Annotated in this window: 10 protein-coding genes; 3 read left to right on the top strand and 7 right to left on the bottom strand. The window is 54.4% G+C overall.

Annotation, left to right across the window (positions count from 1 at the left end):
* Positions 1–40 precede the first annotated feature (40 nt).
* The 5 genes from DF283_RS06210 to DF283_RS06190 all read right to left on the bottom strand — a co-directional run bounded on the left by DF283_RS06210 (position 41) and on the right by DF283_RS06190 (position 6935).
* Entirely contained in the window at positions 41–445 is a 405-nt protein-coding gene (locus DF283_RS06210; protein WP_303673867.1) for a DUF4112 domain-containing protein, read from the bottom strand.
* A 78-nt stretch (positions 446–523) separates the two neighbouring features.
* Positions 524–2323: a GTPase HflX gene (hflX, locus tag DF283_RS06205; protein ID WP_303673866.1), complete on the bottom strand. Its 1800-nt coding sequence runs from the start codon at positions 2321–2323 to the stop codon at positions 524–526.
* A 127-nt stretch (positions 2324–2450) separates the two neighbouring features.
* Positions 2451–2654, bottom strand: a complete 204-nt coding sequence (locus DF283_RS06200; RefSeq protein WP_303673865.1) for a hypothetical protein — start codon at positions 2652–2654, stop codon at positions 2451–2453.
* Between the two features lie 197 nt (positions 2655–2851).
* On the bottom strand, positions 2852–3895 hold the full coding sequence (locus DF283_RS06195) for an ABC transporter ATP-binding protein (RefSeq protein ID WP_303673864.1): 1044 nt from the start codon (positions 3893–3895) through the stop codon (positions 2852–2854).
* 130 nt (positions 3896–4025) lie between these two features.
* A complete protein-coding gene (locus tag DF283_RS06190; RefSeq protein ID WP_303673863.1) occupies positions 4026–6935 on the bottom strand; it encodes an AAA family ATPase in 2910 nt (969 codons plus the stop codon).
* 416 nt (positions 6936–7351) lie between these two features.
* Between DF283_RS06190 and acsA the strand changes: the two genes are divergently transcribed.
* On the top strand, positions 7352–9118 hold the full coding sequence (gene acsA, locus DF283_RS06185) for an acetate--CoA ligase (protein WP_303673862.1): 1767 nt from the start codon (positions 7352–7354) through the stop codon (positions 9116–9118).
* A 21-nt stretch (positions 9119–9139) separates the two neighbouring features.
* Here the strand turns inward: acsA and DF283_RS06180 are convergent, their stop codons facing one another.
* Positions 9140–9874, bottom strand: coding sequence for an RDD family protein (locus DF283_RS06180; RefSeq protein WP_303673861.1), 735 nt, complete (start codon positions 9872–9874; stop codon positions 9140–9142).
* 139 nt (positions 9875–10013) lie between these two features.
* Here DF283_RS06180 and DF283_RS06175 point away from each other — a divergent pair, with 139 nt between their 5' ends.
* Both DF283_RS06175 and DF283_RS06170 read left to right on the top strand, forming a co-directional pair.
* Positions 10014–10976 (top strand): stage II sporulation protein M, encoded by a 963-nt coding sequence (locus DF283_RS06175; protein ID WP_303673860.1) that lies wholly within the window; start codon positions 10014–10016, stop codon positions 10974–10976.
* Between the two features lie 164 nt (positions 10977–11140).
* Entirely contained in the window at positions 11141–11506 is a 366-nt protein-coding gene (locus tag DF283_RS06170) for a hypothetical protein (protein WP_303673859.1), read from the top strand.
* A gap of 23 nt (positions 11507–11529) precedes the next feature.
* On the opposite strand, the gene DF283_RS06165 is transcribed toward DF283_RS06170, so the two are convergent.
* The gene (locus tag DF283_RS06165; protein ID WP_303673858.1) at positions 11530–12588 is read right to left on the bottom strand and encodes a hypothetical protein; all 1059 of its coding nucleotides are present in this window, start codon (positions 12586–12588) and stop codon (positions 11530–11532) included.
* Positions 12589–12713: the final 125 nt, after the last annotated feature.

The raw sequence follows: 12713 nt of genomic DNA, 5'->3' as shown, positions 1-12713 counted from the left end.
CCCTGACAAGGGGCTCATTCGGTTCCCATAAATACTGGTTTTAAACAGGCTCAACGGTCACATCAATGGTGACCGTTTTGCTTTGGGCACCATGGCCCTGAACCAGCATTTCCCGATAAGCCGCTTCCACAATTCGCACATTCATCTGGTTGGCTTTCCAGAAAATATCAGCCACATCGCCAACCACCGGAACCAGCCCAATCAGCCAATCCAGCACAATGTTAATCACAATCCGCATCATCACGATGCGGGGTAAACCCAGCTCAAACGCCACCCATACCGCATAAGAGGATAACAGCAAGCCCAGCGCGTCTCCCCCCCCGGGGAACAGACCCAACAAGGGGTCTAACCCTATCTTCTTGCGAAGTACCGGAATGGTCACGGCGGAATCCATCAAATTGGCGATACGCCGTAAGCGCTCCAGAGAAGGGTGCGAGGGTTTCACGTAGGTCGCTCCTTTACCATTCACAAAAATCCGCTTTCACCCCATCAGGGGCGGTAAGCACGTTGAGGGGATTTTAAGCTACCGCTCCAGACGTTCTGCAAAATCCGTTCGTTGATCAGCATAAGACGCAGGGCCCTGTAAAAAGTGCCGAGTGGCGCGCAACAGTTCCGAAATACCATCTCCGGCTTTGGCCGAAATGGGAAAAACGGGAGTCTGGGCGGCAGCCTCCAGCATGGCCAGCTCTTCAACGGAAAGGGCCTGCCAGCGATCCATCTTGTTGCACACCGTCCACATGGGAGGCGGCTCAATGCCCAACTCTTCCCACAAAGTAGTCAAAACCTCCTGCACGGATGCCATCTGCTTGAGACGCTCCGGGTGGCTGATATCCCACACGTGCCACAGCAAATCCGCAGAGGCGGCCTCCTCCAAAGTGGCCCGAAAGGCCTTGATCAAAAAGGTGGGCAGCTTACGAATAAAACCGACCGTATCGGACAGCAGCACCTCTTGCCCCAACGTGTCCACATCCTGGGCATCGGGTGGTAAGTACAACTTGCGAATGGTGGGGTCCAGCGTGGCGAACAGGCGATCCTCCACCAAGACATCGGCTAGCGTCAGGCGGCGCATGAGGGTTGATTTTCCGGCGTTGGTGTAACCCACCAGCGCAATCAGTGGCATGTGAGACTGCTTGCGGGACTGGCGCTGAAATTGGCGATGCCGCACCACTTGCTGGGCCTCTTTTTCCAACTGGGTGACCCGTTCCCGCAACAGCCGCCGATCCGTCTCCAGCCGGGTTTCACCCGGCCCCCGGGTGGCAATGCCCCCTTTGGCCCCCACGGCGGTCTGTTGACTGAACGCCCGCCCTCGCCCTTTCAGGCGGGGCATTTCATACTGCAACTGGGCCAGTTCCACCTGAATTTTACCTTCCCGGGACTGGGCCCGCTGGGCAAAAATATCCAGAATCAACTCGGTGCGATCGATCACCTTGGTGCGTAAAATTCGCTCCAAATTGCGCTGCTGAACCGGACTCAACTCGTCATCGGCAATCACCACATCGATTTGCAGTTGCTGAATCAGGAAGGCAAATTCATCGGCTTTGCCCGAACCGATGTAGGTTCCCGGATCGGGATGCTTGCGGGCCTGCGTGACCCGATCCACCACCACCGCCCCGGCGGACTTGGCCAGCTGGCTCAACTCATCCAGGGTGTCTTGCAAGTCACTCTCCGCCTGCGCTCCCCCGGTATGAATACCCATTAACAAGGCCCGTTCGCCGGACTGGGCCAATTGATGCGGTCCCCGCGCGAATACCGGCTCCGTCCACTCAATCCACTTTTCCAGAGATTCCTCCGCGGCTTTGCCCACGGTGGTTAAGTCGCCCACCTCGCAGGAACGCCGGGTCTCCCCACCCGGTAAAGCCTCACTGGCCGGGCTCAGCAGATAAAAACCATCGCAAAACTGCGGTTGCTCCCCAAACTGGCGACTAAAGCCCCCCGGATGCTGCGGCGACAAACCGGCCATCAGGATTCCCAAAACCGGTAGATGAAATTGCAGAACCATCACCTGATCTCCCAAGGCAGGGATTTGCCAGCCCAGACGGGTGTGCAAACAGTACCGACGGGCCAGACCATCGGTACTGGCAGGCAGGGCAATGGGCAACTGATCCAGATCATTTAGCGGGCCCACCACCACCAGCTCCACCCGTCCCTGAAAGTCCATGAACACGGAAATTTCACGTTTGAGTAACAAACTCAGCTCACACAATTCCTCTGCCAGGTCGCGGGAAAGAAGGACGCCCCCCTTCACCCGACGCTGATAGAGCTTTTCCAGCCGGTGAACCAGACTTTTCTTGACGCCATCCACATGGCCAAGGATCGAGGGCATAAGCGTTACCTTCAGGTCAGTACCCGCTTATTTTAGCCCAAGTCTCGGTATTTGCATGCCCTGGCGGCGAATCAAAAAAGGGAGCCCCATACGGCTCCCCCTTGAAATAGACATAAAATGGACGGTTTCAGTGCCAGCTTTCCGCTTTGCGAGGTTGTCTCATTAATTTGCCCCGTGTGTTGGCCTTTTGGCTCAGCTTGTTCAACGCTTCGTGAGCTTCCTCTAAAAACAGGATACCCTCTTCGGCTTCATCGCCCAGACCCAGGGAATCATCCAGTACGTCATCATCAAAGTTAAAAAGCTCGGCCCATTTTCCATTCTGCGATTTCAAGACACGAACTCCTTCTTGTTCAAGTGGGATGGTTACCGACAAAATTTTGCCGTAACCCAGCTATCGGACAAGCCCGCAGAAACTTGAGTGCCAAATGGATGATTTTCAGTTTGTTTTTACAGAAATTCAAAATCCCGTTTCCCCAAAACGAGCCAATCACCCCGGGATCCTGCACCCTTTATCTCGGGCAGCGGTGCTTATAGAGATGGGGGTAACGCATTGATTTCCAGCACCCGATGGCAGTAAGCCACATGCCCAGGTAAATACTCAATCCCGGCGGGAACTTCGGTCTTGCACTTGTCCACCACATAGGGACAACGGGTATGGAAGCGACAACCACTAGGCGGATTGGACGGACTGGGCAAATCCCCTTGCAGCAACACCCGCTTGCTCAAATCCACGGTGGGGTCAGGCACCGGAATGGCCGATAACAACGCCTTGGTATACGGGTGCAAGGGTTGATGATACAGAGAAGCCGCCGGGGCGATTTCCACGATTTTACCCAGATACATGACCGCCACCCGATCGCTGATATACTCCACCACACTGAGATTGTGGGCAATGAACAGGTAAGTCAGTTTGAATTCTTTTTTCAGATCGTCCATCAAATTCAAAATCTGGGCCTGCACGGAGACATCCAGGGCACTGACCGGCTCATCGGCCACAATAAAGCGGGGATTCAGGGCAATGGCCCGGGCAATGCCCACACGCTGACGCTGCCCGCCCGAAAATTCATGCGGATACCGCCGGAAAGCATCCCGAGGCAAGCCCACCATATCCAATAACTCAGCCACTCGCCGGGTTAAGGCTGGCCCCTTGTAAAGATGGTGAACCTGCAAGGGCTCAGCCACGGTTTCTCCAATGGTCATGCGGGGATCCAGGCTGGAATAGGGGTTCTGAAAGACAATCTGCATTTCCCGGCGCAAAGGCTGCAACTGCCGGTTGCTGAGGGTACACAGATCGATCCCATCCAGAAGTACCCGGCCCCCACTGGGTCGGAGTAACTGCAAAATACTGCGCCCCAGCGTGGACTTGCCACAGCCGGACTCTCCCACCACGCCCAGCGTTTCCCCGGCGTAAATCTCCAGATCAATCTCGGTCACCGCTTGCACTTCACCCACCTTGCGGTTGAAAAACCCCTTGTGGATGGGAAAATGCTTGGACACTTTCTCAAGCCGGATAAACGGCTGCGGGGGAACCGACGGGCTGGATTGCTCAGATTGAATGGATGGTGCGCTCATTGCTCTATTTTAACCGATTTCCGAAAACAAACCGGGAGGGAATCCGCTGAAAGCCCTCCGATTCTCAGCGCTCCGCGACTTTTCTTCGCCGCTGGCATGTGTCCCCCACCGAGTTTTCTAGTGCCAGGGCTCAACCTGTGAAAGCGGGTCCAGACGAAACTCGCAAGGAAAATCCCTGACGCTGGGCATCGTACGCCACGGTAATGCAGGCATTTTCCAGTTCGTCCCAGTCAGGGTTCATGGCCAATTCGGATAAAACCCGCTGGGCCACATAACGATCAAACTGGGCCCCAATGGCCCGGGCCCCGCCAGCAATCACCGAGCCCCCCTCCCGTGCCCCGCTGACGTCAGCCAACTCATGCCCCCGTGCCAGAGTTTCCAGTCGATTCAAGGCCGTCTGGGACAAGGCCACTTTCAGCTGGCGTTCCTTCAGGAAGGACTGCGCATTGAGCTGCTGCAGCTGAATATCAACAATGCCCCGCACATGTTCAGCAGTCAGAGGGTTGAACGGAATCACATAATCAATCCGGCCCAGATGCTCCGGCTTAAAACCGGCACCGCCTGTAGCGCCATTGGCCGTTAAAAGGGCGCGCACCTTTTTCTCCAGTTCATTGGCCGCCAATTCGGGATCTTTTCGGGCCGTGGCACCATGGCGATGCCGGGTCACCAGCTCAGTCAGGGCCTCATGGTTCAGATTACTGGTCAGGATGACGACGGTGTCCCGAAAGCTGACCACCTCGCCCCGGTTATTTCTCAGCTCCCCCTCTCCCAGAATTTGAAGCAGCAGGTTAAAGACATCCGGGTGAGCCTTTTCGATCTCATCAAACACCACCACCGATTTGGGATGGCGACGCACCTGATCCACCAATCCACCCTGCTCATAGCCCACGTATCCGGGTGGAGCCCCCGTCAGCAGGCTGGCGGCATGTTTTTCCATGTAATCCGACATATCCAGACGAATGAGATGTCCGTTCATAAACTCCCGGGCAATGACCCGGGCGGCCTCGGTTTTGCCGACTCCGGTGGGGCCCGGTAGCAACAAACTGACGATGGGACGATTGGCCACCACACCCGTTTTATGCCGAATGGCGATTTCCCGTAAACCCTGCGCAATCGACCGCAACGCCTCTGGTTGCCCCACGATATGCTGAGCCATGACCGCTTCCGCATTGCGCAACTTTTTTAAATCCGCCGGAGTCAGGGTCTCCGCTGCTCGCCCGGTCATGGTGGCCAGTGCGTTTTGCAGGTGCTGCTCCTGCAAAATCGGTGGCTCACCCCGGGTCGGGCCTGCGCTGTCCTTTTGCCACAGCCGGGATTCAATCTCCCGCTTAAGGCGGACCACCTGCTGCCGGGCCGCCTGCAACTGTCTTTGATAACGATCCGCCAGCCCGCCGGGCTCCTGTCGCTCCAGAGTAGCCACCGCCAAGGCCTGTTCCTGCAATTCATCATTCAGGGTGGCCAGACGCAAGGCGGGTCCCTGGGTCAAATCAACCACCGCTCCCCGTAACAGCGTTGTGGCTCGCTCCAATGAACCTTGCGGCCAGACAGTTCTGGACAAACGCAAGGCTTTTTCCAATATGTCCGGCGGAATCCGCACACCATAGCGTTTTTCTAGCGGCAGGGCACTCTGACCCAACAGACTCAACTGCCGGGCATCCCGGAAGGGGGGCAATACCACGGGCTGAAACTGCCTCCAGAAATTGTGATCCTCCGATCGGGAGGTTTGTTCCCAATGCTCCGGGGTCATGGCGCCTATCACCGTTAAATTCTGGCACTGGAGCAGCCCCGATTGCCGCAACAACAACGGCAGATTCTGGGCACCGTCCCCCACAGGCATCAGGGCTTGCGCGTCATCAATCACCAAAACCACCTTTTGCCGGGGATGCCCCTGCAGATAACGCTGCAACTGCGACAGGGCCTCTTCCGCCAGTTCTCCCTTACAGGAGCCCTCGGCCTGTAAAGCCGGTATATCCAACTGCAACAAGTGTACCCCCTCAGCGGCCGAAGATGTTTCTTGTCCGGCCAACCGCTGGGCCAGACCCAGCAGGGTATAGGTTTTGCCTTCACCGTTGGGGGCTTGCAGCATTAAGTGGGCATTATGCGCCCCTCCGGCGTTAATCAGAGCCCACAAGCGCTCGACCGTCTCCGCGCGCATCAGAACATCCGGTAATTGCCGCTCTTTGGCTCGACGGATCAGATTATCGCTGTACCGGGACAGGGTGGGACACTCTTTTTCAAACGGATCCAGGGCCAAACGACGCTGCCCTTCCAGAGCGGCCCGCAAGTCACCCACCACGGCACGGATTTCGGGTATCAGGGCAGGTGGGGTCGCCCCATCCGCACCGGGTGCTGACTCCGGCTGACACAAACTTTCCAGGAAGGCCGCCGTAGAAAAATCGATACGCCCGGGCTCGTCCAAAAACCGACTAAGCAACTGACGACTCAGCCGGGAAGCGGCCACCGGATCGTCCTGATTATCAAACACCACCAACTGCTGCAATTGCAGCCTGGCTTTCTGTAAAACCTGCATGACCGGGGCCCGATCAAAATCCAGCGTGGCCGCTCCGGGCAAAAACGCTTCCAGCTTGGGAGAGGCCGCTCCCGACAGGGGACGACCGGCTTTTTTGCGGGGCGTGCTGACCCGCGTGGAGGCCTCGATTCCTTTAATCAGGGCATCGGGCAGCGAGAGAAACGCCACCGTTCCCCCCGGTTTATAGTGCGGGGGACGAAACCATTTGGCCAAAACCGGTGACACCGTCTCCAGCCGATCCACCAGCGCGTCCGCATCGGGCAACACCCCGTCGGCAAAGGGCTTCAAGTCATTCAGCTCTGATGACCCCACTGAGCTGTCCGGGGAATCCGGCGGTTCTGTCCTAACCGTCAGGGGGCCAATCGCCGAGGCACTGCGCTGGAAACTGTCGGAGCCAGCAACCTGCTGAACAACCGGGGCTTTGCCCTTATTGGCCCGTCCGGCAAAAGCGACCACCCGCCCCTGTGTTGTGGTTAGGAACTGCTGACCATACCAATCATTCACTTGCATGCTGAAGTCCTGCTTGTGCCGCTAAAGTGGGCTTTCACCCCAAATTTCCATAACCCGTTCACCGAATCCCGTTGTTGGGGGGATAACCGTTTTTTCAATCACGACCGGGACAACCCACTGAGATAAACCCGGAATACCCAAAATCACCATGAACGCACGTCAATCTGTTGGAGTACCAGACTATTCGCCAGATCGTGACGCCAATCATCTCTATCAATATCGATAAAGCCCAATCGAAAATCAAGTTTTTTGTGGACAAGACTCAACAAATCAAGCGAAATTGTCTAAAATGAAGAAACTCCGGGTTGCATCAGGGAACAATCATCGTCGTATAGAATCCGCCTGCAAGTGTTCCGCTCGTGCCGGGCATACCTTCAGGGACCCGTAGCGAATTTGATGAGTAGAGGGGAAAGCAGATGTCACAGTCCACAGAGCCAACATCCCACTATCCCACCATCCAGAAATCGGTGGTTCCCGGTACAGTGAATATGCAGAATTACGAGCATCTGTATGAGCGCTTTCGTTGGGAAGCCTTTGCCAAGGACACCTTGAATCTGCCCCGGGCCAATGGGGTGAATAAAGCGTCCATCTGCCTGGATGGGCACCCGCCGGAAGTGATGCAACGCCCCGCCCTGCTGTGGCAAGCCACCAATGGCCATAAAGAAACCTATACATTTGAGCAACTGAAGCGGAAAACCAATCAGTTCGCCAATGCCCTGAAAGCGTTGGGGGTGCAAAAAGGTGATCGGGTATTTGTGTATCTGGAGCGCATCCCGGAAATTTTTATTACCCTGTTCGGGGCCCTGAAAGTGGGGGCCGTGGTCGGCCCTCTGTTCTCCGCCTTTGGCCCGGAGGCCATTAAGGATCGCCTGGAGGACAGCGGCGCGGTGGTGGTCATCACCAGCCCCGATCTCAAGGAGCGTCTGGACAGCGTGCTGCCGGAGCTTCCCGCCATTCGGCACGTGATTCTGGTGGATCGCGACGGAGAGTATCATCATCCGCTCAAAAGTCACGAAGTGCGGTATGAAACCGTCATGCAAAACGCATCGGAAGCGTTTGAGGTGCCCTACACCGATCCGGATGATTATTCCATCATCCACTACACCTCCGGCACCACCGGCAAGCCCAAGGGGGCCGTGCATCGCCATGCCGCCGTCATTGCTCAGGCGGCCACGGCCAAGTACATTCTGGATTTGCAGCCGGAAAAAGACATTTACTGGTGTACCGCCGATCCCGGCTGGGTTACGGGTACTTCCTACGGGATGTTTGGCCCCTGGGCCCTGGGGGCCACCCTGCTGGTGTATGAAGGGCCCTTTAACGCCGAAACCTGGTATCAACTCATTCAGGATTATAAGGTCAGCGTATGGTACACCGCCCCCACGGCCATTCGTATGCTGATGAAAGCCGGGGAAGACGTGGCCGCCCAGTACGATTTTTCATCGCTGCGGCACTTGTGCAGCGTGGGCGAACCCCTGAACCCGGAAGCGGTGGTATGGGGCCAGAAAGTGTTCGGGCATGTGTTCCACGACACCTGGTGGCAAACCGAAACCGGGGCCATGCACATCTGCAACTACCCGTGCCTGCCGGTCAAACCGGGTTCCATGGGCAAGCCCTTCCCCGGGGTGGAAGCGGGCATTCTGGATGACGCATTCACCCCCCTACCCGCTGGCGAAGAGGGCCATTTGGCCATTCGCTCGCAAGCCCCCTCCATCTTCCAGAATTACTGGGGCAAAGCGGACATGTACCAGTCCAAGTTTAAAAACGGCTGGTACATTACCGGAGATCGGGCCCGCATGGATGCCGACGGCTATTACTGGTTCATTGGCCGGGCCGATGATGTCATCAACACCGCAGGGCATCTGGTGGGGCCATTTGAAGTGGAAAGCGCCCTCATTGAGCATCCGGCAGTGGCTGAGGCCGGGGTCATCGGCAAGCCCGACCCGGAACGTCTGGAGATTGTAAAGGCCTTTATCTCCCTAAAGAAGGGCTTTGAACCCTCCCCGCAACTGGAGCGGGAAATCAAGAATTTCGTGCGCACCCGTCTGGCCGCTCACGCCTACCCCCGAGAGATTGAGTTTCTGGGAGGATTGCCCAAAACCCGAAGCGGCAAAATCATGCGCCGTTTGCTGAAAGCCCGGGAATTGGGCCTGCCGGAAGGGGATACCTCCACGCTGGAAGATTAAATTGAGCCATACTGCCTTAAATTAACTCGACGTTGATTGCGCTTGCTGATAGGCGGCCAAGGCGGCGTCCAGATCCGGCTCCCCACTCACGGGACGGTGCCAGCGCTGACTGAAATAGGCGCACAACTGTTCCACCAGACGCAGCCGGGCAGGCTTTAAAAACTGCTTGCGACGCCTTAGGTAGGTCTTGAGCAATTCGGCCTCTTCAGCGGTCAGCCGCACGTCCGCAAATTCTCCGGCATCCAGTAAGGCCGATGCCGGAGACAACTGGTAGGTGGGCTTCGTCACTTTGGCGTCATTAATGACAATAGTGCCGCCGATGAAATCCCCAAAGCGCTTCTCTCCCCGATTGAACATCATGCACAGCAGGCCCACCCCCAGCACGTACACATCCAGCAGCCGCATCAGGTTGCGCCCCAGTGATTCCCAAAAGCCAATGGCCTGCCCATTGTTGCGCACCACCCGAATGTGCAACAGGAACTTACCCACCGTGCGCCCGTTCCACAGCCACTCCTGAAACAAATGGTAGCCAAAAAACACCGCGAAACTGCCCAGCGGAATGCCGGTTTTGGCGATTTCCGGCACCTTGGCCACATAGGCCCACAGAGCAAACAGCCCCACCACCAGGGCGCTGAGCAACCCCATCAAGGCCCCGTCAATCAGAAAGGCGAACACCCGGGAAGCCAGACCGGCCAACTCCACCTTGATGTGGATATTTTCAGCCGTTTCAATGGTGTGAATGGAGCGAATGTCCAAAGCGCCTCCTTAAATTTTTCCGGGAATTCTCCCGGCCCGGGCATGACAGATGCCGCCGAGCGCCTGATATTCCGCCGGGCATTATAATGATGGTAGGCAATGTGGCCCCGGAAGGCAAGCGAACGAAAACAGGAGTTTTATGTCTCACAAACGGTGGATTCAAGCGCAAGAGCCGCACTGGCAAAGGCTGGAAGTTCTATTATCCAAAGCCCAGCCCAGCACCGCCAACCTGCCACCGGAGGAAATCCGGGAGTTGGGCCTGCTGTACCGTGGGGTGATTCTGGATCTCTCCCGGGCGCAGAGCCAGCCGGAAGCCCAGCACCTGGAGCCCTACCTGAATAACCTGGTGCAGCGCTGCCACGGCAAAGTGTATGAGCGCCCCCCGGCCAGCGGCAAAGACGTGGCCCATTTTTTTCTGCGGGAGTTTCCCCGGTGCTTTCGCAAAAACGCCGGGCTTATCGCCCTGGCCTTTGCCCTGTTTGCCGCCGGATCAGTTTTGGCCATGCTGACTGTGCATCTGGATCCCCGCACGGAGACCTACTTTTTGCCCCGCCCGGTCATTGATCAACTGGATCAAGGGGTACTATGGACGGACAACATGCAGGCCAACCCCTCGGAATCCAGCTTCCTGATGACCAATAACATTCGGGTGGCCTTTAACGCCTTTACCTTCGGGGTGTTGTTTGGGGTGGGCACCCTGTTGCTCTTGTTTCACAACGGATTGTTTGCCTTTGGCGGCCCCTTGCAAGTGTGTTTTAACCACGGCATGGGCTGGCGATTGCTCAATTTTATGCTGGCCCACGGGGTTATTGAACTGACCACCATTTTTATTGCCGGGGGGGCGGGCATGCTGATTGGCTTTGCCCTTCTCTTTCCGGGGGAGTTGCCCCGATGGCAGGCGGTGCGGCTCAAGTCCAAAGAAGCCATTATCCTGATTGCCGGCTGTGTGCCCCTGCTGGTGATTGCGGGCATTATCGAAGGCATGGTGTCCCTCAATCAGGCGGTGCCGCCCTTGGCCCGCATGGCCGTGGCCCTGGCTTCGGCAGTGGGATTAATCGCTTACCTGGGGTTTAGTGGGCGGGTCAAAACAATACATTCATAGTGACAAATTGCGTTCTGCCAATTTGTAAAATTTCGAACTTCAGATCATGTTTTGATGTCTATTGACTTTATTTAGAATGATGGAAAAATAAAGATCTATCTTGTAAAATGATTTGCTTTTTATTATATTTTTCAGTTATGAAACTTTAAATCAGCATTAGAACAATGTCTTACAATTTAGCTTATCCAAATTATCAACTATCTTCAGGCTCTGTAGTGCCTGTTCGTACGCAAGCCAAAACAAATGCTGAAAAAGTTACTGAGACAATCACATCTTTGGGTAAAAAAGTCTATAAAACAGAAAATACCAGTGATATTGTACTCCTAACTTCTTTGGCTGCATTGTTACCCTTAGGAATTAGACCTAAAATTTTCCCCATCATACCCAGATTTTTTGACTATTTATTAAAAACCACTGTTGGAATTGGCTTATTCAGTCTTTTTGGAAATATTTTCACGGGCCATCAACAATCCTATAATCTAAGAAAAAATAATCTAGAAGCCTACCTACAACACTTTCAGCAAAAATAGCAGTATGAACTAAATAAAAGTTTTTATAAATGCTCGCAAGCTGCTATTATTGCTCTTTGAATAAGCTCATCACCACCGTTATCTAAAACCTTATCTAGAATTTGGTTACCACGTCCATTGACAAGCATCATTAAACTATTTTTCAACCCAATCCCAAACATAGCAGAATATGTTGCAGTAGCAAACATACCAAGAGCATTCATACCTTGTGGAAATCTTGGTTGTTGCCCCCGCTTAATTTGTGATTCAAAAATACATATGGTTGCAATGCCGATAGCAGCCTGGGAGGCTGCCGAGGCACCTCCTTCAATGGCCATTGCCACAGGCTGCATGAATGGAACGTGGCTCAAAAGCCAACTTGAGGTCTTACTAATAATATAATCTGAGCCATTATGGACTGCTAGGCCAGCAGCAATATCAGTTAGCCCAGTGACAGTAAAGCCAGAACCTTTCGCTCCATAAATGTCAGCCAAAGCGGCACCCATTGCCATTGAGGCAAGCCCAATAGCTGCAAAGTCTAAGACAGGAGGAGCGAATGTACACACAGTACCATTAGCAGCTGAGAATGCAGTAACAACCCCCAAAGCCTGCCTTCGTCTTTCTGCGGTATTCGTGTTGTAACCAGCACCGAATAACAAATCACCTGCCAGAGTTTTCTTTTGACCCTGTTTAAATAATTTTGACTGGTTCTTTAGCTCAGCAGCTTGACGGTAAACAACAATAAGATTTTTCAATACTAAAGGGTTTGCATCTAAATCCTGCGCAGATAAACTATATCTCCGCATGGCCTTAGAAAGTCTACCCCCTGCTACTATTTGACTTAGATCAGGACACATACACAGCTTTGCAATCTCAGGATTTTCCAGTGCTTTTATGAGTAACTTTTTACCACTATTAATATCCAACGGCTTCTCAAAAATCTTGATTAATTTATCAACATCTTGAGACGAAATCTTATTTACCAGTGGCTGATTTGTTTTAACACTTTTTGAATATCCTGACCCCATCAATTGCTTATTATATAAAACTTGAGAAATACTGGGATAAGAGGAGTATGAGAGCTGCTGTAATTTTTCAACCACGGCTAGAACTCATACGGTAACTTTCTGAAGGCAGAGCATGGCGCAGCCCAATTGCCAGAAGGCCTCCCAATTCTGCCAGTGATAGTCGTAGCGGATTTCAAGCTTTCTGAATTTGCCCAGCCAAG

It is taken from the genome of Vampirovibrio chlorellavorus (genome assembly GCF_003149375.1).
Lineage (GTDB): Bacteria > Cyanobacteriota > Vampirovibrionia > Vampirovibrionales > Vampirovibrionaceae > Vampirovibrio > Vampirovibrio chlorellavorus_B.
This window is presented reverse-complemented; position numbering and strand designations above follow the sequence as displayed.